The organism is Variovorax sp. FG153 (assembly GCF_057809595.1).
Genome location: NZ_JBMDKG010000026.1, coordinates 49,212 through 70,039, shown reverse-complemented (window position 1 = coordinate 70,039; position 20,828 = coordinate 49,212). Strand labels below are relative to the sequence as shown.

Annotated in this window: 15 protein-coding genes and 1 tRNA gene; 7 read left to right on the top strand and 9 right to left on the bottom strand. The window is 71.4% G+C overall.

The features are described 5' to 3' along the window. Positions 1-26 precede the first annotated feature (26 nt). The 5 genes from rsmB to ACODT0_RS25190 all read left to right on the top strand — a co-directional run bounded on the left by rsmB (position 27) and on the right by ACODT0_RS25190 (position 5,261). Positions 27-1,397: a 16S rRNA (cytosine(967)-C(5))-methyltransferase RsmB gene (rsmB, locus tag ACODT0_RS25210; protein ID WP_489042580.1), complete on the top strand. Its 1,371-nt coding sequence runs from the start codon at positions 27-29 to the stop codon at positions 1,395-1,397. Further along, positions 1,378-2,016: a DUF4390 domain-containing protein gene (locus tag ACODT0_RS25205; protein ID WP_057596624.1), complete on the top strand. Its 639-nt coding sequence runs from the start codon at positions 1,378-1,380 to the stop codon at positions 2,014-2,016. The genes rsmB and ACODT0_RS25205 overlap by 20 nt, the downstream gene beginning before the upstream one ends. After that, complete coding sequence (locus ACODT0_RS25200; protein WP_296725601.1) at positions 2,013-4,328, top strand: sensor histidine kinase; 2,316 nt, start codon at positions 2,013-2,015, stop codon at positions 4,326-4,328. Before ACODT0_RS25205 ends, ACODT0_RS25200 begins: the two co-directional genes overlap by 4 nt. Before the next feature lie 72 nt (positions 4,329-4,400). Next, entirely contained in the window at positions 4,401-5,102 is a 702-nt protein-coding gene (locus ACODT0_RS25195; protein ID WP_489042579.1) for a response regulator, read from the top strand. An 83-nt stretch (positions 5,103-5,185) separates the two neighbouring features. Further along, positions 5,186-5,261, top strand: a tRNA-Phe gene (locus ACODT0_RS25190). A gap of 66 nt (positions 5,262-5,327) precedes the next feature. Here the strand turns inward: ACODT0_RS25190 and ACODT0_RS25185 are convergent. Further along, positions 5,328-5,618, bottom strand: a complete 291-nt coding sequence (locus ACODT0_RS25185; RefSeq protein WP_057593228.1) for a hypothetical protein — start codon at positions 5,616-5,618, stop codon at positions 5,328-5,330. 265 nt (positions 5,619-5,883) lie between these two features. Here ACODT0_RS25185 and chrA point away from each other — a divergent pair, with 265 nt between their 5' ends. After that, positions 5,884-7,128, top strand: coding sequence for a chromate efflux transporter (gene chrA, locus ACODT0_RS25180; RefSeq protein WP_489042578.1), 1,245 nt, complete (start codon positions 5,884-5,886; stop codon positions 7,126-7,128). 1 nt (position 7,129) lies between these two features. Here chrA and ACODT0_RS25175 read toward each other — a convergent pair whose 3' ends face one another. The 3 genes from ACODT0_RS25175 to ACODT0_RS25165 all read right to left on the bottom strand — a co-directional run bounded on the left by ACODT0_RS25175 (position 7,130) and on the right by ACODT0_RS25165 (position 9,237). Beyond that, positions 7,130-7,558 (bottom strand): DUF1810 domain-containing protein, encoded by a 429-nt coding sequence (locus ACODT0_RS25175; protein WP_489042577.1) that lies wholly within the window; start codon positions 7,556-7,558, stop codon positions 7,130-7,132. An 89-nt stretch (positions 7,559-7,647) separates the two neighbouring features. Then, a complete protein-coding gene (locus ACODT0_RS25170) occupies positions 7,648-8,628 on the bottom strand; it encodes an alpha/beta fold hydrolase (protein ID WP_489042576.1) in 981 nt (326 codons plus the stop codon). Positions 8,629-8,760: 132 nt separating this feature from the next. Beyond that, entirely contained in the window at positions 8,761-9,237 is a 477-nt protein-coding gene (locus ACODT0_RS25165; RefSeq protein WP_261216417.1) for a MarR family winged helix-turn-helix transcriptional regulator, read from the bottom strand. Between the two features lie 237 nt (positions 9,238-9,474). Between ACODT0_RS25165 and ACODT0_RS25160 the strand changes: the two genes are divergently transcribed. Next, complete coding sequence (locus ACODT0_RS25160; RefSeq protein WP_057593223.1) at positions 9,475-9,915, top strand: beta/gamma crystallin domain-containing protein; 441 nt, start codon at positions 9,475-9,477, stop codon at positions 9,913-9,915. A 64-nt stretch (positions 9,916-9,979) separates the two neighbouring features. On the opposite strand, the gene ACODT0_RS25155 is transcribed toward ACODT0_RS25160, so the two are convergent. The 5 genes from ACODT0_RS25155 to glgX all read right to left on the bottom strand — a co-directional run bounded on the left by ACODT0_RS25155 (position 9,980) and on the right by glgX (position 20,794). Further along, a complete protein-coding gene (locus ACODT0_RS25155; RefSeq protein WP_057593222.1) occupies positions 9,980-10,960 on the bottom strand; it encodes a PA2169 family four-helix-bundle protein in 981 nt (326 codons plus the stop codon). Positions 10,961-11,084: 124 nt separating this feature from the next. Next, positions 11,085-11,537 (bottom strand): response regulator, encoded by a 453-nt coding sequence (locus tag ACODT0_RS25150; RefSeq protein ID WP_057593221.1) that lies wholly within the window; start codon positions 11,535-11,537, stop codon positions 11,085-11,087. Positions 11,538-11,641: 104 nt separating this feature from the next. Next, on the bottom strand, positions 11,642-16,789 hold the full coding sequence (locus ACODT0_RS25145; RefSeq protein ID WP_489042575.1) for a malto-oligosyltrehalose synthase: 5,148 nt from the start codon (positions 16,787-16,789) through the stop codon (positions 11,642-11,644). Further along, entirely contained in the window at positions 16,779-18,653 is a 1,875-nt protein-coding gene (treZ, locus tag ACODT0_RS25140) for a malto-oligosyltrehalose trehalohydrolase (RefSeq protein WP_489042574.1), read from the bottom strand. Before treZ ends, ACODT0_RS25145 begins: the two co-directional genes overlap by 11 nt. Further along, on the bottom strand, positions 18,650-20,794 hold the full coding sequence (gene glgX, locus ACODT0_RS25135; RefSeq protein WP_489042573.1) for a glycogen debranching protein GlgX: 2,145 nt from the start codon (positions 20,792-20,794) through the stop codon (positions 18,650-18,652). The genes treZ and glgX overlap by 4 nt, the downstream gene beginning before the upstream one ends. Between the last annotated feature and the right edge of the window lie 34 nt (positions 20,795-20,828).

The following is a 20,828-nucleotide window of genomic DNA, read 5'->3' as shown; positions in this document are numbered from 1 at the left end:
ATCCGGGCCCTTTAACATCGCCCGCATTGCCTGCTCTTCCTTCTGACCCCTCGCACGGCGGCGCTTCGCCGCTGCAACCGCCGCTCTGGCGCCAACTGCAATTGACCGCGGGGGCGCTGGCGTCGATCCGCGCCGGCACCTCGGGCTCGGTCGCTTTCGAGGCCGTCGAGCCGGCGTTGCGTCCCGGCGTCCAGGCGCTGGGCTTCCAGGTGCTGCGCTGGCTCGGCCGCGCCGAAGCCCTGCGCCGCCATCTCGCCAAGCGCACGCCGCCGCCGCTGCCCGATGCGCTGCTGTGCACCGCGCTCGGCCTGGCCTGGGACGCGGCGCAGTCGCCCTACGAGCCTTTCACGCTGGTCGACCAGACCGTGGAGGCCGCCAAGCGCAACCCGGCCACGCGCGCGCAGGCCAGCTTCATCAATGCCTGCCTGCGGCGCTTCCTGCGCGAGCGCGACGAGCTCGTGGCCGCCACCGACGCCGAACCGGTGGCGCACTGGAACCATCCGCGCTGGTGGATCGAGAAGCTCAAGCGCGACCATCCGCGCGACTGGCAGCGCGTGCTGCAGGCCGACAACGCCCAGGCGCCGATGACCCTGCGCGTGAACGTGCGCAAGACCGCCGCCGGCCCCTATCGCAACGAGCTTTCGGCGCTCGACATGCCGGCCACGCCGGTCGCCCTCAACGGGCTGCAGCTCGCGCGCGCGCGGCCGGTGCAGCAACTGCCCGGTTTCGCCGATGGCGCCTGCTCGGTGCAGGACGCCGCCGCCCAGCTCGCGGCGCCGCTGCTGCTCGACGGGCTCGCGGCGCCGTCCGGCCGGCGGCTGCGCGTGCTCGACGCCTGCGCCGCGCCCGGCGGCAAGACCGCCCACCTGCTCGAGTTCGCGGGCCCCGATGCCCTCGAGCTGACCGCGCTCGAGGTCGACGCCGTGCGCAGCCGCCGCATCGACGAGACCCTGACGCGCCTCGACCTGCGAGCCAAGGTGGTGGTGGCCGACGCGGCGCGGCCCGCCGACTGGTGGGACCGGACGCCGTTCGACGCCATCCTGCTCGATGCCCCCTGCACCGCCTCGGGCATCGTGCGCCGCCATCCGGACGTGCGCTGGCTGCGCCGCGAGAGCGACACCGCCCAGCTGGCGCTGCAGCAGGCCGCGCTGCTGGCGGCGCTCTGGCCCCTGGTGCAGCCCGGCGGACGGCTGCTTTACTGCACCTGTTCGGTGTTTCGGGAAGAGGGTTCGCAACAGATCGATGCGTTTCTTGCACACAACACCGACGCCCGATTGCGGCCATCGCCGGGGCATTTGCTGCCTCAAAGCGGGGCGAATGCCCGTGCCGTCCAGGACAATCCCCTGGGTGACCACGACGGCTTTTTCTACGCCCTGCTTGAAAAGCACCCGGGTTGAACCGCGCAAGCCCCGGTGGCTGGTGCTGCTGGCGCTGGTGGTCGTGCTGCTCGTCACGGTGCTGGCGCCGCCCGTGCTGGCCCAGACGCGCAATGCCGCCGCCGTCACCCAGATGCGGCTCGAGCAGTCCGACGATGCCGTCTACCTCAATGCCGCCGTGCAGTTCGAGCTGCCCGCGCTGGTCGAGGACGTGCTCGACAAGGGCATCGCGATCTACTTCGTGGCCGAGGCCGAGATGTTCCAGGAGCGCTGGTACTGGACCGACCGCAAGGTCGCGCAGGCCACGCGCCACATGCGGCTGGCCTACCAGCCGCTGACCCGCCGCTGGCGGCTCAACGTCTCGCCCCTGCCGCTGTCGGGCTCGGCCAGCTTCAGCCTGTCGCTGAACCAGAACTTCGACAGCCTCGCCGATGCGCTCGAGGCCGTGCGGCGCGTGGGCCGGCTGCGCATGGGCGACTCGGCCGAGATCGGCGACGATCCGCTGCACCAGGTCACCTTCCGCTTCCGGCTCGACACCTCGCAGCTGCCGCGGCCGTTCCAGATCGGCGTGGCCGGCCAGGCCGACTGGAACATCTCCGCCGAGCGCAGCGCGCGCCTGGCGGTGGAGAAGCAGCGGTGAGTTCCAAGCCGCGCAGCGGTGCCGCGGCCACGCCCGCCGCGCGCCGCTCGCGCGCGATGCGCTGGGCCGTGGGCGTCGGCGCCGCGCTGGTCACCGCCATCGGCCTGGTGCTGATGTTCCTGCTGGCCCAGGCCACCAACAACCGCGAGCTCTACGAGCGCTACTACGTGCGCCTGTTCGGCATCAACGTCGTGGTGGCGGTGGTGCTGGTGCTGGTGATCGGCTGGGTCGCGTTCCGGCTGCTGCGCCGGTTGCGGCAGGGCAAGTTCGGCAGCCGCCTGCTGATCAAGCTCGCCGCCATCTTCGCGCTGGTGGGCGTGGTGCCGGGCGCGCTGGTCTACGTCGTGTCCTACCAGTTCGTCGAGCGCTCGATCGAGAGCTGGTTCGACGTCAAGGTCGAGGGCGCGCTGAACTCGGGCCTGAACCTCGGGCGCGCCACGCTCGACGCGCTGTCCGACGATCTCGCGGCCAAGACGCGCGCGGCCGGCGGCCAGCTCGCGCAGGTGTCCGATGCGAGCGCGGGCCTCGCGCTCGAACGCATCCGCGACCAGCTCGAGGCGACCGACGTGGTGCTGTGGACCAACGCGGGCCAGCTCATCGCCACCGCGGGCGCGTCGCGCTTCCAGCTCAATCCCGAGCGGCCCACGCCGCAGCAGCTGCGCCAGGTGCGCGCCGACCGCGCCATCGCCCATGTCGAGGGACTCGACGAGCCGCCACCGGGCATCCTGCTGCCGCCGGCCACCGTGCGCGCGCTCGCGATGGTGCAGCGCCCGGGCTTCGACCTCGATGCCGCGCCGCGCTTCCTGCAGGTCACGCGGCCGCTGCCGCCCAACGTGGTGGCCAACGCGCTCGCGGTCGACAAGGCCAACCGCGAGTACCAGGAGCGCGCGCTCGGGCGCGTGGGCCTGCGCCGCATGTACATCGGCACGCTCACGCTGAGCCTGTTCCTCGCCGTGTTCGGTGCCGTGCTGCTCGCGGTGCTGTTCGGCAACCAGCTCGCACGGCCGCTGCTGGTGCTGGCCGACGGCGTGCGCCAGGTGGCCGCGGGCGACCTGCGGCCCACGGCCGTGTCGCAGGGCAAGGACGAGCTCGGCGGCCTCACGCGCTCGTTCGCCGTCATGACGCAGCAGCTGGCCGAGGCGCGCACCGCGGTCGAGAAGACCATGGGCCAGCTCGATGCCGCGCGCGCCAACCTGCAGACCATCCTCGACAACCTGACCTCGGGCGTGATCGTGCTCGATGCGGCCGGCACCGTGCTGTCGACCAACCCCGGCGCCACGCGCGTGCTGCGCGCGCCGCTGGCCGCCTACGAAGGCCAGCCGCTCGCCGAGGTCCCGGGCCTGGCCGACTTCGGCGCGGCCGTGCAGCAGCAGTTCGAGGACTTCCTCGTCGAGCGCATGCAGCATGGCCTCGACCACTGGCAGCATGCCTTCGAGCTGCATGCCACCGGCACCGACCTGCCGCAGCAGGAGGGCGCCATCAACATCGTGGCGCGCGGCGCCGAGCTGCCCGGGGCCGCGCGGCTGCTGGTGTTCGACGACATCTCCGAGATCGTCTCGGCGCAGCGCGCGCAGGCCTGGGGCGAGGTCGCGCGGCGCCTCGCGCACGAGATCAAGAACCCTCTCACGCCGATCCAGCTCTCGGCCGAGCGGCTCGAGATGAAGCTTTCGGGCAAGGTCGCCGCGCCCGAGCAGGCGGTGCTGGTCAAGTCGGTGAAGACCATCGTCGACCAGGTCGATGCGATGAAGCGGCTGGTCAACGAATTCCGCGACTACGCGCGGCTGCCGGCCGCCGACCTCAAGCCCGTCGATCTCAATGCGCTGCTGGTCGACGTGCTCCATCTCTACAACGCCGAGACCATGCCGATCGCGCTGCGCTTCGAGCCCGACGAGCGCTGCCGTCCGATCCGTGGCGACGCGCAGCAGCTGCGGCAGGTCATCCACAACCTGCTGCAGAACGCGCAGGATGCCGCCGAGGCCGCGGCCGGCGCCACCGGGCAGCGCGGCGAGGTCGTGATCCGCACGCGGCTCGGCGATTCGGGACAGCGCGTGCGGCTCACCGTGCAGGACAGCGGACCGGGCTTCGCCGAGAACATTCTCAAGCGCGCGTTCGAGCCCTACGTCACGACGAAAACAAAAGGTACAGGTTTGGGCCTCGCGGTCGTCAAGAAGATCGCCGACGAGCATGGCGCGCGCATCGAGCTGTCCAACCGCGTCGTCGACGGGGCTATAGCGGGGGCGCAAGTCTCGCTATCATTCGCGCTGGCAGGCGAGCCGCAGGCAGCGGCCGCTCACACCGAAGATTCCAAGTAAGTCTTCCGCCGCGCGGCGCGACCGAAAGAGGCCGTCGCACCAACACACCAGCGCACACAACAAGCAGCACTCATGGCAAACATTCTCGTGGTCGATGACGAGCTGGGCATCAGGGACCTGCTCTTCGAAATTCTCAATGACGAAGGCCACAACGTCGAACTCGCGGAGAACGCGGCCGAGGCACGTGCCGCGCGCCAGCGTGCGCGTCCCGACCTCGTGCTGCTCGACATCTGGATGCCCGACACCGATGGCGTGACCCTGCTCAAGGAGTGGTCCACCGCGGGCCTGCTCACGATGCCCGTCATCATGATGAGCGGCCACGCCACCATCGACACCGCCGTCGATGCCACGCGCATCGGTGCCTTCGCCTTCCTCGAGAAGCCGATCACCCTGCAGAAGCTGCTGAAGGCCGTCGAGCAGGGCCTCGCGCGCGAGAGCGCACGCCGCGCCGCGGCCGGTGTCGTGCCCACGCCCACCGGCCATGGCCAGCCCAGCGCCATCACCACCACGGGCGGCAGCCTGCTGATGGCCTCGCTCGCGTCGGTGCCCGTGCCCGACCAGGGCCCGCAGTCCACGCAGAGCTTCGATCTCGATCGTCCGCTGCGCGATGCGCGCGACGGTTTCGAGAAGGCCTACTTCGAGTTCCACCTCGCGATGGAGAACGGTTCGATGACACGCGTGGCCGAGAAGACCGGCCTCGAACGCACCCATCTGTACCGAAAGCTCAAACAACTTGGTGTGGATCTTTCGCGAGGCCGCAGAAGCGCTGTATAATCGCAGGCTCCACACTGCAACACAGTGGTTGAACAGGCCTTCAAGGCCAGGTTCTTCCGGTGAATCGGTGAGGTGCCATCCCAGGCCCGGTAGCTCAGTTGGTAGAGCAGCGGATTGAAAATCCGCGTGTCGGTGGTTCGATTCCGCCCCAGGCCACCAAACTGCAAGGCGCTGCAACTTTCCAGGTTGCAGCGCCTTTTGCTTTGGGCCGTCGCCCGAGGTGGTTCAGCGATAGGCCACGAGCAGCAGCAGAACCAGCGTCAGCCCCGCGGCGAGCATGCCGGCCTTCAGCAGTCGGGCGCCCAGCCCCTGGTGCGGCAGAAACTGCCGGTCCGCCAGCGAACGCAGGTCCAGGGCTTCGGGATCGAAACGCGCCAGGCCGACGCGGCGCCGAGCCTCGGTCTCGAGCAGATGGGCCGTGCCCCTGGCGTGCAGCTCGCCCTCCAGCGCGCGCTTGCGCCAGACACGGGCCAGCTCCTCGAGCTCGCGGTCGGACAGTCCCTCTACGTTTCGCATGCCCCGGATTTTGCCTACGGAATTCCGTCGGCGTTGTCGCGCGCGCTTTCAGGCCCCGGGGCGGCAGGGGCGCGCGGGCCGAAAAAAAAGCCCGCACGAGGCGGGCCGAAGGGTCCGTACTCGCATCGGACCGGGAGGAAAGCCCACCCCGAGGGAGGAGGAGAGAGAGGTGGGCAGGCGGATTCTGGCGGGCGATCTGGGAGACATCTTGTCGTTGCGAGACGCGTCGAACTTGCACGGCCGTGACCGATACTGCCGCGCCGCCATGAACGCCCAGCAGCCACCCGACCCCGACCTTCGCGCCGACGAAGGCCACGACACCGCCCGCGCACGCGGCTCGGTGCTCGAGGTCTTTCTCGCCTTCCTCCAGCTCGGCCTCACGTCCTTCGGCGGCCCGGTGGCCCATCTCGGCTACTTCCGCGCGGCCTTCGTCGAGCGCCGTGGCTGGCTCGACGACAGGAGCTATTCGGACCTGGTGGCGCTGTGCCAGTTCCTGCCCGGGCCCGCGAGCAGCCAGGTGGGCATCGCGCTGGGCCTGGGGCGCGCGGGCTGGGGTGGGGCGATCGCGGCGTGGATCGGCTTCACGCTGCCTTCGGCCGTGGCGCTCGTGCTGTTCGCGGCCGGCGTCACGCAATGGTCCGCGCTCTCGCAGTCGGGCGCCGTGCATGGGCTCAAGGTGGTCGCGGTGGCCGTGGTCGCGCAGGCCGTCTGGGGGATGGCCAGGACTTTGTGTCCCGATCGCTTGCGCGCGGGCGTCGCGATCGTCGCGGCGCTGCTGGTGCTCGCGGTGCCCTCGGCATGGGGGCAGATCGCGGCGATCGTCGCGGGTGGCGTGGTGGGCCGATGGGCGCTGCAGCTCGGTCCTCTGCCCGCGGCCCGGCATCGCGATTACGGCGTGGGCAAGACGACCGGTGCCGTGCTGCTCGGGCTGTTCGTCGTGCTGCTCGTGGTGCTGCCCTTCGTGGCCGCCGCATGGCACTTGCCAGGGCTTGCCGTCGTTGCCGACTTCTACCGGGCCGGTGCTCTGGTGTTCGGCGGCGGGCACGTCGTGCTCCCTCTGCTGCAGGCTGGGGTGGTGCCAAGCGGGCTGGTCTCGAACGATGTCTTCCTCGCGGGCTACGGCGCCGCGCAGGCGGTGCCGGGGCCCTTGTTCACCTTCGCCGCATTCCTCGGCGCCGTCATGCCCGCCCCCTTCGGCGGCTGGCTCGGCGGACTGGCCTTGCTGCTCGCGATCTTCCTGCCCGCGTTCCTGCTGGTCGCGGGGGCGCTGCCGTTCTGGGAGACGCTGCGCCAGCGCGAGGGCGTGCAGCGCGCGATGGCCGGTGTCAATGCGGCCGTGGTCGGCGTGCTGCTGGCCGCGCTCTACGATCCGGCGTGGACCAGCGCCATCCACGCGCGCGCCGATTTCGGATTGGCGCTCGCGGCCTTCGGGTTGCTGGTCTGGGCGCGCATGTCGCCGGTGCTGGTGGTCGTGCTGGCGGCTGTCGCCGGCGGGTTGATGGCGCTCTGAGTCAGGCGCCGAGCAGCGCGAGCGTCGCTTCGTCGCGCACCCCGCCGTAGTAGCGCGCCAGCACCTCGCCGAAGACCGGCTCGTCCTGCGCGGCGATCTCGAACAGCGTCATGCACGAACACAGCTTCAGATCGTCGGGCGAGCCGAAGATCTGGTGCGCGCTCTTGCCTTGCACGTCGAGCACGAGCTGCGTGCACTGTCGCAACCGTTGCGAGAGCACCGGATGCGCCCAATAGGCCGCTGCCTCATCGATGCCCTCGAGCCCGAAGAAGCGCGCCGTCGAACTGCGGCCCAGCGCCGCGAGCTGCGGGAACACGAACCAGATCCAGTGGCTGCGCTTGCGCCCCGCGGCGAGTTCGGCGCAGACCTCGGCGTACACCGGGTCCTGCGCGCTCACGAAGCGTTCGAGGTCCCAGGGGGTCGATGTCATCTCGAGGTCCTTGGTGGATGCGGCGTGTGCATGCCCGCATCAGACGCAAGCCCGGCGCGCGCGTCAACCCCGCGCGCCGGATGTCCCGCTCAGGACTTGATGAACGCGAGCAGGTCCGCGTTGAAGCGATCCTTGTGCGTGTCGGTCAGGCCGTGCGGCGCGCCGGGATAGACGATCAGCTTGTTGTTCTTCACGAGGCTGGCCGAGGCCAGGCCGGCGGCGCCGATCGGCACGATCTGGTCGTCGTCGCCGTGCACGATCAGCGTGGGCACGTCGAACTTCTTCAGGTCCTCGGTGAAGTCGGTTTCCGAGAAGGCCTTGATCGAGTCGTAGGTGTTCTTGTGGCCCCCTTGCATGCCCTGCGCCCACCACGAATCGATCAGGCCCTGCGAGGGCTTGGCACCGGGCCGGTTGAAGCCGAAGAAGGGACCCGAGGGCACGTCCTTGTAGAACTGCGAACGGTTCGCGAGCTGCGCCGCGCGCAGGCCGTCGAACACCTCGATCGGCAGGCCACCGGGGTTGGCGGCCGTCTTGAGCATCAGCGGCGGCACGGCCGAGATCAGCGCGGCCTTGGCCACGCGCTTCGTGCCATGGCGGCCGATGTAGCGCGCGACTTCGCCGCCGCCGGTCGAGAAGCCGACCAGCACCACGTTCTTCAGGTCCAGCGTCTCGATGACGGTGGCGAGGTCGTCGGCATAGGTGTCCATGTCGTTGCCGTTCCACGGCTGGCTCGAGCGGCCATGGCCGCGGCGGTCGTGCGCCACGGCGCGGAAGCCCTGCGAGGCGAGGAACAGCATCTGCGATTCCCAGCTGTCGGAATTCAGCGGCCAGCCATGGCTGAAGACCACGGGCTGCCCGCTGCCCCAGTCCTTGAAGTAGAGCTGCGTGCCGTCCTTGGTGACGATGGTGTTGCCCGAGCTGCGCTGGCCCTTGGCCGCGCGCGCGGGCGCGGCCTCGGCGCTGCGCGCGAGGCCCGCGCCGGCGAGGGCACCGGTCGCGAGCGTGGCGGCGCTGCCGGTCAGCAGGCCGCGGCGCGTGGTGGAAGAAGAGGGGGTCTGGTTCGAGGACATGGTGATTTCCTTTGGCTGGAGGGGAGGGAACGGGTGGACGGGAGAACTAGCGTATGAATGAATATCGCATGCGATATAAATGCCTTGAAAAAAGGCAGCCGGCAACGACTGCCTCGCGAGAGACGGTGGAGGTCATGCGTTCCTGTCGAGGCTGGCACGCAGCGTCTGCAGTTGTTCGCGCAGGCCGTCGATCTCGTCGCCCGACAGCTCCATCGCCTGCGCGACGCAGGCCGGTATGGCCTTGGCCTTGGCGCGCAGCGCGCGCCCTTCGGCCGTGAGCGACACGATGACCTGGCGCTCGTCGAGGGCCGAGCGTGCACGCGCGATGAGCCCGCGGGCCTCGAGCCGCTTGAGCAGCGGCGTGAGCGTGGTGGTCTCGAGCGAGAGGCGGGTGCAGATCTCGGACACGTTGAGGCCGTCGCGCTCCCACAGCACCAGCATCACGAGGTACTGCAGGTAGGTGAGATCGAGGTCGCGCAGCAGGCCGCGGTAGACCTTGTTGAGGCTCAGCATGGTCGAGTAGACGGAGAAGCACAGCTGTTCGTCCAGCGTGAGCCGGTCGGCACTGGGGGCGACGGTTCGGGCGGAGGTGCTTCTCTTGGCTGGCATGGGCAGAATATTAGATCGCATGCGATTCAATTGCAAGCGCTTTATTTGCCGGAGTGCGACGCAGTCCACGAACAGGCACGCCCGCCTGCGACGGCGCCGCGCGCCTTTCTCCTACGGCATCGCGCCGCTCGGCCGCTATCTTGAAGCTTCGCGGCGCAGGCCTTCGGCCCTTCGAGCCAGGCGGATCCTCGATCCGCCCGCCGGCGCCATTCCCCGATCCCAGCCTTTGCATCCATCATGAAGACTTCCCGCACCCTCTGGCCCCTGGGCCTCGCCGCCGCGCTCGCGCTCGGCGCCTGTTCCACCGGCACGCCCAAGGTCTCGGCCGTCGACAACCAGGCCGAGCCCACCGTGCTGCTCGTGCCGCTGCGCGTCGAGGACCCGGCGCACGGCTCCGGCTGCTGGGCCCAGTTCTATTCGAAGCGCGACTTCCAGGGCGATGTCGTGACGCTGGTCGGCCCCGCCACCCTGCAGAGCCTCGACAAGGGCACGGCGCGCCAGCTGCAGCGCGACATCGACAGCGTGACCGTGGGCCCGCGCGCCACGCTCGAGGTCTACCAGCACGCGATGTTCCGCGACCGCACCGTGAGCTTCCCGGCCAACAGCCGCGAAGGCGGGCTGATCAGCCGGCTCGGCTTCGGCGGCCGCATCGAGGCGATGAAGCTCAACTGCAAGTAGCCGCCACGCGGTCGCAAAAAAAGAGCCCGGCATGCCGGGCTCTTCGTCGTTCAGGGCACCGCGATCAACGCGCCGCGCGCTCCGCGTTGCGCAGGTCGCGGATCTGGTCATGGTTGCGCTGCGCCCCGCGCGCCTGCGCCTCGACGATCTCGCGCACGCCGGCCGGCAACATCTGCTTGAGCGCCTTGCGGTAGCGCGCCACGGCCGTGTCCTCGCCGCGCTCGCTTTCCTCGAGGATCGAGAGCCGGCTGTTGGCGCCGACCGCGCCCTTCACATGCACCCAGCCGCGATGCATCGCGCCGCTGGCCGTGCCGCCGGCGGCCGGTTGCCCGCCATAGGACTCGACGATGCGCACCAGTTGCGCCGCCGCGCTGGCGCACTCGGCGGAGCGCGCCGCGAACATCCGCTGGAGCTGCGCATCCTCGATCTCCTCGGCGCAGACACGGAAGCCGTATTCGCCGTCGCGGCTGGTCTCGAGCAGGTCGTTGATCACGTCGACCACGTCGTCGTTGGCCAGCGGCGGGCCGTCCACCGCGGGAATCGCGCTGTCCTCGTCGCTGTAGTAGAGGCGGTCGGCGCGTTCCCAGGCAGCCTGCGACGCGGGCCGGGCACGCGTCCAGTCGAGCGTCGAAGCACCGCGGCGCGCTTCCCATTCGCGTGCGAGCGTGGGCTCGACGGACGCGAACTCGTCGTGGCCCGCGGCACGCCCGCTCCAGCCCAGCTCGTAGGCCGGCGCATAGTCGTCGTAGCTGCGGCCCGCCTCGTAGTAGGGCTCGCGCTCATAGGCCGATGCCCAGTGCGCGCGCTCGACGCTCGGGTTCACGCGTTCCGCGACGGCCTTGCCGCCCATGCCGCCGAGCACGGCGCCGGCGATCAGGCCGGCCGCCGCGCCCGCGGGGCCACCGACCGCACCGACCGCCGCGCCGGCCAGCGCGCCACCGGTGGCGCCGACGCCGGTGCCCACCGGGTGCGAGCCGGGCTCGCCGGTGATCGGGTCGCGGTGCAGGTTGTTGTTCGTGTCGAGCAGATGCTTTTCCTTGGCCATGTCTGACTCCTTTCGGTGAGTGAGGTGTGTGGATGAAGTGGGAAAGAAACTTCATCCTGGGACTGCACCGGGCGCGCATCGTCGGTGCGCCACCTGCATCGCTGTAGGCGATGGCGCGCGCCGCTCAGGCGCGTTTGGCCGCGGGCAGCGCCGCGGGCGAGCCCATCGACGCGTTCTCGCAGAAGCTCAGGAACTCGTTGATCTCTTCTGACTTGTCGAACACCGCGTCGGCGCCGAGCTGCAGGCATTGCGCGCGGTTCGCGCGCGTGGCCGCGTTGGTCAGCGCGATCACCGTGCGGCCGTTCTTCAGCGGCGCGAGCCACGACAGCACGCCCAGTCCGGTGCCTTGTTGCAGGAACAGGTCCACCACGGCGAGCCGCCAGGCATCGTCGTGCGCCTGCAGCCACGAGATCGCCTCGGCCTCGCTGTTCGCCGACCCCACCACCTCGGCGCCGAGGAAACCGCCGAGCACCACGCGCAGACTGTCCTGCACCAGCGGCTCGTCCTCCACCATGAAGATGGAGATCGGGCCGCGCGGCGGGCGCGCGCGGCGAGTCGTATCGGGTGCGGTGGGCATGGCGAAGGGCGTGGAGCGGTGTGATGGCACTGTGCGGCCGCGCCCCCGCGCAACGACAAGCCCTTCGTCGCGACAGCACGTAGGACCGCGCCGCCGCGCGCGCCTCAGTCGCCCGGTGCGCCGCGCCACAGCGCGGCCCATGGCAGGCGCGCGAACAGCAGCGCGAGGTCGACCTCGCTGTCCGAGTCGAACGGCGCATCGGTCAGCAGCTCGGTGAAGCCCGCGCCCGCATCGGCCGCGCCTTCATCGGACAGCCACACCCGCGTGCCGCGCCAGGCCTCGCCCACCGGCAGCTCCGGCGCGGCCTCGTCGGCCATGCCGCCGCACAGCCCCGCGAAGAAGCGCGTGGCCACCATCACCAGCGTGCGTCCCTCGTGGCGCCGCTCGAACGCGACCACGTGGCGCGCGAGCGGTCCTTCCACGCGCAGCCCGCGGTAGCCGGCATCGCGGAAGAACGCGTCCTGCGCGCGGCGCAGCGCCAGCAGCCGCCAGGCGAACCAGAGCTTGGCGCGGCCGTCGTGCGGTGCGCGCGCGAACGCGTCCACGCTCTCGGCGGACCGCGCGCCCGCCGCGCGCTGCTCGAAGTCCTCGAGCAGGTCTTCGCGGCACCCATAGTCCACGGGCCGCCGGTTGTCGGGGTCCACCAGCGTCAGCGGCATCAGCTCGGTGCCCTGGTAGACATCGGGCACGCCCGGCGAGGCGAACTTCAGCAAGGTCAGCGAGAGGCTGTTCCAGGCCCCGAACAGCGCGATGCGCGACGCGAAGGCCCGCAGGTCCGCCCACCAGGCGGCCGGCTGCGCCGCATCCAGCGTCAGCGCCACGAAGCGCCGCAACGCGTCCTCGTAGCCCGCGTCGGGCCGGGTCCACGCGGTGCGCATCTTGGCCTCGCGCGCGGCCTTGTGCATGTACTGCACGATGCGCTCGCCGTAGTCGGCCAGCGCTTCGCCTTCGAGCCCTTCGGCGGGCAGCGTGCCGACCAGCGTCTGGCACAGCAGGTAGAGATCGGCGCCCGAGGGCGCGTCGGCCGGCGCGCCCTCGGCGGCCATGCGCTCGCGCAGCGGCTGCTGCAGCCGGCGCCAGCGCATCAGCGCGGCGCGCCATTCGCGCGGAATCTCCGACAGCACGTCGATGCGCGTGCGCACGTCCTCCGAGCGCTTGTTGTCGTGCGTCGAGGTCGCGAGCATGGTGTGCGGCCAGCGCGCGGCGCGGTCGGCGCTCGCCGCGTGGAAGTCCTCCACGTCGACGCCGAACACGTCGGGATCGCCGCCCACCTCGTTGAGCGCGGCGAGCGGGAAGTAGCGGTAGAAGGCCGTGTCCTCCACGCCCTTGGCCGCCACCGGCGCGCTGAACTGCTGGAAGCGCACCGCGAAGCGCCGCACCCGGTCGCGCAGCGCGGGGCCGGCCGTGGGCACGGCCTCGCCGCTCAGCGTCTGGCGCAGGAACTCGTAGACCGAGGTGTCGCCGTCGCCGTAGTGCCGCTCGGCCTCGGCCACCGCCTGGTCGATGAAGCGGCGGTCCTGCGCCGAGGGCACGTCGACGATGTAGCTGCGGTAGACCGGCAGGCAGGCCACCACCGCCGCGAGCGCGCGGCGCAGCGTGTTGAGCGTGTGGTCGCGCGTGTCGCGGTCGGCGCGCGCGATGCGCAGCAGCGCGTTCGACAGCACCGAGAGCTCCGAGGCCAGCGCATGGCGCATCACGGCCGCCTTGCCGTCGCGCACATGGGCCTCGAAGTGCGCGGGCGATCCGGTGAAGCGATGCCACAGCACCGCGAAGCGCCCGGCCGCGGCGGTGTCGATCAGCACGCCGTTGGCCACGTTCGCGAAGCGGTAGCCGGTGGTGCCGTGCACATGCCAGTCCTCGGGCACCTCCTCGCCACGCGCCACGATCTTCTCGGCCACCACGTACAGCGGCCGCGCCGGGCGGCCTCGCGCATCGTCGCCGGCCAGCGGCAGGCCGGCGCGGCGCGCATAGCCCTCCTGCAACTGCAGGAAGTAGCGCGCCGGATCGTGCAGGCCGTCGGGATGGTCGATGCGCAGCCCGTCGACGATGCCCCGCGCCGCGAGGTCCAGCGCCATCGACTGCGTGGCCTCGAACACCTCGTCGCGCTCCATGCGCAGCGCCGCGAGGTCGTTGATGTCGAAGAAGCGCCGGTAGTTGATCTCGTCGGCCGCCACGCGCCAGTAGGTCAGGCGCCAGTGCTGGGCCTCGATCAGCGCATGCAGCGCATCGCGCGCGGCGCCGTCGTTGAAGGCGGCCGTGGCCTGCGCCAGCGCCCGCGCCACCTCGGCATACGTGTCGGCGAGTTCGCCCAGGCGTGCCTTCAGCAGCGAATGTTCGCGCGCGCGCGCCTCGCGCTCGGCGGAATCGGTCGCCTCGTCGGTGCCGGCATCGTCGGCCGGCCACGGTGCCCAGGCCTCGGCCAGCGCCTGCAGCCGCGCGCGCGGCCCGGCGTCCGACACCGCCTCGACGGCGCGCGCCAGCACGCTGGCATGGCTGCGCGGCGCGATCGGGAAACGGTGCTCGTAGTAGCGCAGCGCGAAGCCAGCCTCGCCGCGCGCCGTGCCTTCGCCGCGCTCGAAGTGCAGCACCAGTTCGCCCTTCGAGAGCGCCTCGCCGTAGGGCACGCCGAGCACCGGCAGCAGCACCTTGCCGCGCAGCTCCGGGTTCAGCGGCTCCCAGTCGATGTCGAAGTGCTGCGCGTACACCGAGGCCGGCCCATGCTCGAGCACGTCCATCCACCAGCCGTTGTCGGCGCCGAACACGCCCATGTGGTTGGGCACCATGTCGAGCAGCAGCCCCAGGCCCTGCGCGCGCAGGGTACGCGTGAAGCGCTCGAAGCCCTCGGCCCCGCCGAGCTCGGGATTGATCTGGTCGTGCGCGACCACGTCGTAGCCGTGCATGCTGCCGGCGCGCGCGCGCTGGATCGGCGAGCAGTAGACGTGGCTGATGCCCAGCCGCGCGAGGTAGGGCACGATCGCCGCCGCGGCATCGAAGCCGAAGTCGCGGTGCAGCTGCAGCCGGTAGGTGGCGCGCGGAATGCGCGCCTCGGGCACGCGCTGCCCGACGTCCTGCGCGGGGTTCGCGCGCGGCCGTTCGGCGGCCAGCCGCGCCGCCACCGCGCGCACCGTCTCGCGCGTGGCCAGGGTCTCGAGCTCGGCCTCGAGCTTGCGCCGCCAGTTGGGCTGCAGCTCGTCGGTGGTGCCCGGCAGGTTCGCCTGGTCGAGCGTGCCCAGGAGGTCCTCGGGCTGCACCATCGCCAGCGCGCAGGGCGTGGCGCCGATGTAGGCATGCACGGCGGCCGTCAGCACGGCATCGGGCTGCGTGGCCGTGGCGGCCGCGGCCATCTGCTCGGTCGACAGCAGGCCCTGCCGGTGCAGCGCGCGCAACAGGCCCACGCGCTGCGCCGCGCGGTCGGCCTGCTGCTTCTCGAACAGCTCCTGCGAGGGGAACAGCCCGAGCTGCGCGCGCAGCCGCAGGTCGTGGCCCGACCACCAGCCGGCCAGGGTCGCGAGATCATGCGTGCCGAAGGTCGCGAGCGCAGCGCCCGGGTAGTCGCCGGGCGGCAGGAACTCGCTGCCGCGCGTCTCGAAGACCAGCACGCGGTACGACAGCACGTCGGCCTGCGCCAGCGCCTCGCGCACGCGCGGCGCCACCGTGCCCAGGTCCTCGCCGATCACCATGCAGCGGTGGCGGTGGCTCTCGAGCGTGAGGATCGCGAGCATCTCCTCGAGCGGGTACTGCACGTAGGCGCCGTCGCGCGGCGAGCTGCCCTCGGGAATCCAGAACAGCCGCATCAGCCCCATCACGTGGTCGATGCGCAGCGCGCCGCCGTGGCGCATGTTGGCGCGCAGCGTGTCGGCGAACAGCCGGTAGCCGCTCGTGCGCAGCCGGTCGGCGCGCAGCGGCGGCAGGCCCCAGCCCTGGCCCTGGGGATTGAACTCGTCGGGCGGCGCGCCCACGCTCGCGCCGAGCGCGAACACCGACTGGCCGCCCCAGGCGTCCGAGCCCGCGCGGTCGACCGAGATCGCGAGGTCGAGGTACAGGCCCACGCGCATGCCGAGCGCTCGGCAGCGCGCGCCGGCCTCCGCCAGCTGCATCGAGGCCAGCCACTGCAGGTACTGGTGGAAATGCAGTTCGCTCGCATGCGTGCGCTCGAACTGCGCTACCGCCTCCGAGGCCGGATCGCGCCAGGCCTCGGGCCAGCCGGTCCAGCCATGCACCGAGGCGTCGGCGGCATGGAAATGCGCCTGCAGCGCCTCGAACAGCGCATGGCGGTGCAGCGCCTCGCCGCGGTCGGCCACGAAGGAACGGAAGATGCGCGCGCGGTCGCTGCCGGGCTCGGTGTCGGGGCCCAGGTGCGCGCGCTCGAAGTGCGCGAACAGGCAGCGCAGCACCTCGTGCTTGGCCCGGGCCACGCCCGCGCGGTCGACCAGCGGCGCGGCGCGCAGCGCCTTCAGCCGGGTCTGGAACGCGGGTTCGGCGACCATGCGCCGCGCCTCCTCGCATTCGGCGAAGTCGGGCACCGCTTCCACCGCGATGTAGAGCGCGTCGATCTGCTGCCGCGTCGACGGGCTGTAGGGGCTCGCATGCAGCGGGTTGTGGGCGAACAGCGCATGCAGCGGATTGAGGCCGATCGCATCCACGCCCAGCGGCGCCATGCGCGCGGCCAGCTCCGAGAGATCGCCGAAGTCGCCGATGCCCCAGTTGCGCCGCGAGCGCAGCGCGGGCAGCTGCACCGCGAGGCCCCAGGCGCGGCCGCCGCCTTCGGACGCGAGCGAGGGCGGCCGGTAGCAGCGCCCCGGTGTCGCGATCAGCAGCGTCTCGCCTTCGGCGCCCTCGATCGAGAGCCGGTGGTAGCCCGGTTGCAGCTCGACGTCGAAGGCCAGCGAGCCATCGGTATCGACCCGCGCATCGCCCGTGCTCGGCTCGCCGTATTCGTCGCGCAGGTGCCAGCGGTGGTGGCCGTCGGCCGCGGGCGGCAGGATCGTCGGACCGAGCGCCAGCGACCACGGGGCCTGCTCGGCGCGCACCACGTGCACCGCGGGCAGCACGGCGCCGGTCTCGGGCGGCACCGTGGCCGGGGTGTCGTCGTCCTCGCCGTGCCAGGCCACGCCGAAGGCGGCCAGCAGCGCGCGCAAGGTGGCGCGCGGCACCTGGTGCTCGTGGCCGAAGACGTCGTGGTAGCGGGTGTCGATGCCGAAGCGCGCGCACAGCGCATCGATCGTGGGGTGCTCGCGGGATTCACTCGACATCGGACACCTGCAGGCTCAGATGCACCGCGCCGCGCGCGAGGCGCAGCCGTTGCGGATGTTCGTCGGGTGCGCTCGCGGCATCCACCGCCTCGCCGAGCGCGCCGACCGAATGCAGCGTCTCTCCCGGTGGTGCATCGACCGCATGTCGATGCTCGCCGAAGCAGGCCAGCAGATGCAGCACCGCGCCGTCCGACAGCGTCCAGCGCACGCGCAGCAGGTCGTCCTCGACCTCGTATTCGCCGCCGTGCTGGCGGCCGCCGAAATGCGGCACCAGCCGCTCGCGGCGCAACTGCAGCAGCTGCCGCACGCCCTCGAGGGTCTCGCGGTGCGGCGAGCGCTCGCGCTCGCTCCAGTCGAGCTTGGCGAGCGCGAAGCTCTCGGGCGCGTTGCAGTCGGGGATCGCCGCGCGCGCGGCCTCGTCGGCGAAGGCGGCGAAGCGGCCGAACTCGTCGCGCCGGCCTTGCGACACCGCGGCCGCGAGCTCGGGCCCGAAGTCGCAGAAGTAGGGGAAGGGCGTGGCGGCCGCGTACTCCTCGCCCATGAACAGCATCGGCGTGTGCGGCGACAGCAGCAGGCAGGCGCGCGCGGCGCGCACCAGCACCGGGTCGGCCAGCGCGTCGATGCGCTCGCCGAAGGCGCGGTTGCCGACCTGGTCGTGCGTCTGCAGGTAGGACACGAAGGCGCCCGAGGGCAGCGCCGCGCTCGGCTCGCCGCGCGTCTCGCCCTCGCGGAACACCGAGGCCTGGCCCTGGTAGACGAAGCCCTCGGCCAGCGCGCGCGCGAACAGCTCGAGCGGCCGCTGCGCATAGTCGGCGTAGTAGCCGTCGCGCTCGCCGGTCAAGAGCACGTGCGCCGCATGGTGCAGGTCGTCGTTCCACTGCGCGGTGGCGATGCGTGGCCGGCCTTCCTTGTCGCGCTCGAGCAGGTGCGCGAGGTTGCGGTCCTCTTCCAGCACCACGTGCACCTCGCGCGTGCGGCCCGGGCCTTCGCGCAGCGCATCGCAGATGGCCTGCACGATGCCCACGGGCGAGTCGTCGCGGATCGCGTGCACCGCGTCCATGCGCAGGCCGTCGGCATGGAACTCCTCGACCCAGTAGAGCGCGTTGTGGATGAAGAAGTCGCGTACCGTCGCGCTGCCGGGGCCGTCGTAGTTGATCGCGGCGCCCCAGGGCGTGCGGTGCGCGTCGTTGAAGAACTGCGGGCAGCAGGCATGCAGGTAGTTGCCTTCGGGCCCGAAGTGGTTGTAGACCACGTCGACCAGCACCATCATGCCCAGGCCGTGGGCCTCGTCGATCAGCGCCTTGAGCGCCTCGGGCCGGCCGTAGGCGGCATCGGGCGCGAAGGGCAGCACGCCGTCGTAGCCCCAGCCGCGCCGGCCCGGGAAGTCCGCCAGCGGCATCAGCTCGATGGCCGTGATGCCCAGCGCCGCGAGCTCGGGCAGCCGCGCGCGCGTGGCGTCGAACGTGCCCTCGGGCGTGAAGCTGCCCACGTGCAGCTCGTAGATCACCGCCTCGGACCACGGTCGGCCGCGCCAGCCGCCGTCGTGCCAGGCGTAGGCGGCCGGGTCGATCACCTCGCTCGGGCCGTGCACGTCCGCGGGGTTGAAGCGCGAGGCCGGGTCGGGCACCTGCAGCCCGTCGGGCATGCGGAAGCGGTAACGGTCGCCGGCGCGCGCCTGCGCGAGCCGCAGCCGGTGCCAGCCCTCGGCATCGCGCACCATCGGATGCGCCTGCGTGCCGAGCTCGAGCAGCACCTGCGGCGCATCGGGCGCCCAGAAGCGGAAGTCCACGCCGCCGGCGGGATTCGGCAAGGCGCCGAAGGGCATCGCGTGCGTGCGTGGCAGCGTGAGGATCGCGTCGTTCATGCAGTGGCTCCCGTGTTGTCGCGGCCCAGCAGCACCAGCGAGCGGCTCGGCAGCGCATAGGCCGGGCCCTCCAGCTTGCCCGCCTCGCCGGCGCCATCGTCCTGGGTGGTGTCGAGCAGCACGCGCCAGGGCGCGGCGCTCGGCGGCAACCGGAACGGGATCGCGTCGTGGTGCGCGTTGAGCAGCAGCAGGAAGTCGTCGTCGCGCAGCGTCTCGCCGCGCGGCCCGCGGTCGGGCAGGGCGCTGCCCGAGACCAGCGCCGCGAGGCAGCGCACGTGGTCGGTGTTCCAGTCCTCGGAGCTCATCTCGTCGCCGTCGGGGCGCAGCCAGCAGATGTCCTTGGCCGACTGCCCCTCGGGCACGCGGCCCTCGAAGAAGCTGCGGCGGCGGAACGCCGGGTGCCGGCGCCGCAGCGCGATGGCGCGCTGCACGAAGCGCGTGAGCGCGGTGCGCTCGGGCGTGTCGCTCCAGTCGATCCAGCTCAGCGCGTTGTCCTGGCAGTAGGCGTTGTTGTTGCCGTTCTGGCTGTGGCCGCGCTCGTCGCCCGCCAGCAGCATCGGCACGCCCTGCGACAGCAGCAGGGTGGCCAGCAGGTTGCGCTTCTGCCGCGCGCGCAGCGCGTTCACCTCGGCATCGTCGGTCGGGCCCTCGGCGCCGCAGTTCCACGACACGTTGTGGTTGCTGCCGTCGCGGTTGTCCTCGCCGTTGGCCTCGTTGTGCTTGTCGTTGTAGGAGACCAGGTCCTCGAGGCAGAAGCCGTCGTGCGCGGTCACGAAGTTGATGCTCGCGAACGGCCGCTTGCCCGACCAGCCGTAGAGGTCCTGCGAGCCCGTGAGCCGCTGCGCCATCTCGCCGGTGACGCCCGCGTCGCCCTTCCAGAAGCCGCGCATGCCGTCGCGGTAGCGGTCATTCCACTCGGCCCAGCCGAGCGGGAAGTTGCCGACCTGGTAGCCGCCGTGGCCCAGGTCCCAGGGCTCGGCGATCAGCTTCACGCGGGCGAGGGTCGGGTCCTGGCGGATCGCGTCGAAGAAGCCGCCGAGGTTCTCGACCCGGCCCGACTCGCGCGCCAGCGCCGAGGCCAGGTCGAAGCGGAAGCCGTCGACGTGCATCTCCTCGACCCAGTAGCGCAGCGAGTCCATCACCAGCTGCAGCGCGCGCGGATGCTCGAGGTTGACGGTGTTGCCGCAGCCCGTGAAGTCGTCGTAGTAGCGGCGCTGCTCGGCGTTGAGGATGTAGTAGGAGGCGTTGTCCACGCCGCGCATCGACAGCGTGGGCCCGAGCTGGTTGCCCTCGCAGCTGTGGTTGTAGACCACGTCGAGGATCACCTCGATGCCGGCCGAGTGCAGCGTCTTCACCAGCGTCTTGAACTCCTTCACCTTGCCCGAGGCGCTGTAGCGCATCTCGGGCGCGAAGTAGGTCAGCGTGTTGTAGCCCCAGTAGTTCTGCAGGCCGCGCTCGGCCAGGTGGCGGTCGTTGAGGAAGCCGTGCACCGGCAGCAGCTCGACCGTGGTCACGCCCAGGCGCCGCAGGTGGTCGATCACCGGCGCGCAGCCCAGGCCGGCATAGGTGCCGCGCAGCTGCGGCGGCACCTCGGGATGCTGCATCGTGAAGCCGCGCACGTTCAGCTCGTAGATCACCATGTCCTGCCAGGGGATCGACGGCCGGCGGTCCTCGCCCCAGGTGAAGGCGGTTTCGAGCACGCGGCTCTTGGGCATCAGCGGCGCACTGTCGCGGCGGTCGAAGGACAGGTCCTCGCGCCGGCCGCCCACCGTGTAGCCGTAGAGCGCGTCGCCCCAGCGCAGCGAGCCCACGAGGTCCTTGGCATAGGGGTCGACCAGCAGCTTGTGCGGATTGAAGCGGTGGCCCTCCTCGGGCTTGTAGGGGCCGTGCACGCGGTAGCCGTAGGCCAGGCCGGGGCGCGCCTCGGGCAGGTAGCAGTGCCACACGTCGTCGGTGCGGTCGCGCAGCTCGATGCGCTGCAGCTCGCGTCGGCCGCTCTCGTCGAACAGGCACAGCTCGACCTTGTGCGCATGCTGCGTGAACAGCGCGAAGTTCACGCCCTGGCCGTCCCAGGTCGCGCCACGCGGATAGGGCTGGCCGGGCCAGACGGCCGAGATGGGGCTGTAGGTGGCCTTCTTCATGAATGGGTCAATGCGAGGAATCGGTCGGGGTCGG

Bases quoted from the DNA above. Each gene is read 5' to 3' on its own strand.
- ACODT0_RS25195 (WP_489042579.1), top strand. From the start codon at position 4,401: ATGGCAAACATTCTCGTGGTCGATGACGAGCTGGGCATCAGGGACCTG.
- ACODT0_RS25185 (WP_057593228.1), bottom strand. From the start codon at position 5,618: ATGCGAAACGTAGAGGGACTGTCCGACCGCGAGCTCGAGGAGCTGGCC.
- chrA (WP_489042578.1), top strand. From the start codon at position 5,884: ATGAACGCCCAGCAGCCACCCGACCCCGACCTTCGCGCCGACGAAGGC.
- ACODT0_RS25175 (WP_489042577.1), bottom strand. From the start codon at position 7,558: ATGACATCGACCCCCTGGGACCTCGAACGCTTCGTGAGCGCGCAGGAC.
- ACODT0_RS25170 (WP_489042576.1), bottom strand. From the start codon at position 8,628: ATGTCCTCGAACCAGACCCCCTCTTCTTCCACCACGCGCCGCGGCCTG.
- ACODT0_RS25165 (WP_261216417.1), bottom strand. From the start codon at position 9,237: ATGCCAGCCAAGAGAAGCACCTCCGCCCGAACCGTCGCCCCCAGTGCC.
- ACODT0_RS25160 (WP_057593223.1), top strand. From the start codon at position 9,475: ATGAAGACTTCCCGCACCCTCTGGCCCCTGGGCCTCGCCGCCGCGCTC.
- ACODT0_RS25155 (WP_057593222.1), bottom strand. From the start codon at position 10,960: ATGGCCAAGGAAAAGCATCTGCTCGACACGAACAACAACCTGCACCGC.
- ACODT0_RS25150 (WP_057593221.1), bottom strand. From the start codon at position 11,537: ATGCCCACCGCACCCGATACGACTCGCCGCGCGCGCCCGCCGCGCGGC.
- ACODT0_RS25145 (WP_489042575.1), bottom strand. From the start codon at position 16,789: ATGTCGAGTGAATCCCGCGAGCACCCCACGATCGATGCGCTGTGCGCG.
- treZ (WP_489042574.1), bottom strand. From the start codon at position 18,653: ATGAACGACGCGATCCTCACGCTGCCACGCACGCACGCGATGCCCTTC.
- glgX (WP_489042573.1), bottom strand. From the start codon at position 20,794: ATGAAGAAGGCCACCTACAGCCCCATCTCGGCCGTCTGGCCCGGCCAG.